Origin of the sequence: Xenorhabdus griffiniae, assembly GCF_015163655.1 — a bacterium.
GTDB lineage: Bacteria > Pseudomonadota > Gammaproteobacteria > Enterobacterales > Enterobacteriaceae > Xenorhabdus > Xenorhabdus griffiniae.
Genome location: NZ_JADEUF010000225.1, coordinates 1 through 1947, shown reverse-complemented (window position 1 = coordinate 1947; position 1947 = coordinate 1). Strand labels below are relative to the sequence as shown.

At 50.3% G+C, this 1947-nt stretch carries 2 protein-coding genes; both read left to right on the top strand.

Annotation, left to right across the window (positions count from 1 at the left end; genetic code table 11):
• The first annotated feature begins 103 nt into the window (after positions 1-103).
• A complete protein-coding gene (locus IQ211_RS19020; protein WP_223281896.1) occupies positions 104-1465 on the top strand; it encodes an EndoU domain-containing protein in 1362 nt (453 codons plus the stop codon).
• Between the two features lie 7 nt (positions 1466-1472).
• Positions 1473-1790 (top strand): YacL family protein, encoded by a 318-nt coding sequence (locus tag IQ211_RS19015; RefSeq protein ID WP_189761337.1) that lies wholly within the window; start codon positions 1473-1475, stop codon positions 1788-1790.
• Positions 1791-1947: the final 157 nt, after the last annotated feature.

Here is a 1947-nt window from a genome sequence, read left to right as displayed (position 1 = left end):
GCGTCAGGAACATTCCCTGATGGGGCAACTGACCGCGCAGCGTGCCGGGCGCAATACCGAGTTTTTTGAGGCCCACGAGGTAGCCGATATTCCGCAGCCCACGTTGGCGGGACTGGACCGGGAATACCGTTACGATGCGGCGCTCAATCTGGTGGCGGCCAATGATGAGCGGCAGTGGCTGCGCTATGTGGTCAATGGCAACGGGCAGGTGACGTCAGTCAGTGACGGCGAGCGGTTGCGGGAACATTATCAGTACGATGCCTGCGGTTACCCCGCCCGCCGTTTTGACGGACTCAATGAGATTGAGGGGGAACGGCTCTACCAAAAAGGCCATCGGTTACGCCAGGTCGGTCAACACCTGTTTGAATATGACGATGCCGGTCGCATGACGGCCATGCAGCTCTGGCAGGAAGGCCACCGCCCGCAACTGACCCAGTTCCGCTGGAACAGCCAGAACCAGTTGATTGGCGTGCAGACCCCGGGCGGCCAGCAGTGGGCCTATCGCTACGATGCTTTCGGGCGACGCACTGAAAAGGTGTGTGACCAGTCAGGCCAGCGCACGACTTACCTGTGGGACGGGGATGTGCCCACTGAAATCCGGGAGTACCGGCATAACCGGTTACACTGTATCCGCCATCTGGTGTTCGACGGCTGGCAGCTGCTGGCGCAGCAGGTACAGTTTTTTACCCCGGATCCGGAAAACCGCTGTGAATTACTGGCCGGAAAAATCCAGACCCAGTATGCGGTGTGTGCCCCAACGGGGGAACCACTGGCCTTGTTCGATGAAGCCGGTCATCGGGTTTGGCGCCAACCGCCGCAAAGTTTGTATGGGCTGCGGCTGGGCATGCGGGGTGAAAATGCCGACTTCAATCCGGGCTTACAATTTGCCGGCCAGTGGCTGGATGAAGAGAGCGGGTTAGTCTACAATCGGTTCAGGTATTACTCGCCGGTGGCGGGACAGTATTTGACACCGGACCCGTTGGGACTGCTAGGTGGGGCAAACCCTTATGCTTATGTGGAAAATCCAACATCTTGGGTAGATCCTTTAGGGTTAACGCCGTGCCCGGGTACGAAACCCAAAATTAATGTTGATCACGTTTTCCATGGCGAAATAAACCGAAGAGGAAATGCCGTAGGTTTCCATCATGAAGCGAGTATAGGCCATCAAGGGAAAGCACGAATTACGGAAATCACTGATCCTGTGAATGCTCAAGGCGTCTATCGTGGAAAGGTAGAAGTATTTAACCCTCAAACTGGACAGTGGGTACAAAAAGGGCCTAAATCAACGTTTTTCCCTCAATCTTGGAATCGACAAAAAGTACTAACAGAAATTAAAGGTGCGCATAAAAATGCCACTATTGATGGTAGTAGATGGGAGGGAGTATCACCAAGCGGCGTGAAAATTGGTGGTTATCTAGATAATAATGGAAATATTAATACAGCATTCCCTGTTTATGAGCGTTAAATAACAAATGAAATATTATATTGATGAACATGGTTATTCATGTGCCGAAGTTGAAACTGAACATCATCTAATAGCCTGGTTTTTAAAAGATGATATTCAAGGCAGTTTAAATGGGGTAAATGAATATCTTGAATTATGTGACTCGGTTAAAAATGGTGAATTACCAGAATGGGAAGGCACAGGCAATGCCCACACTGTTACCATCAAACCGGATGGTGTCGATATCTTTAATGAATACACCGAAGAAAGCCTACAAATTTCAACGATAGAAGAGTTCAAAGGTTATCTTGAAAAGTGGAAAGAATTACTTCTGAGTAGAGAATAACCATCAGAGAACCGGAAGATCATGGAGATCTTCCGGCTTTTTTATCATTATCTTGCCTGATAATCCCCAATCAGCTCCCGCATCTTGAGCTTGATCTCACTGAGCTGATCCTGCTGGCGCTGATACTGTTGCTTGATGGTGCGGGTGTCGTCGCTAT

Coding starts and splice junctions, on each gene's coding strand:
- IQ211_RS19015 (WP_189761337.1), top strand. CDS start 1,473: ATGAAATATTATATTGATGAACATGGTTATTCATGTGCCGAAGTTGAA.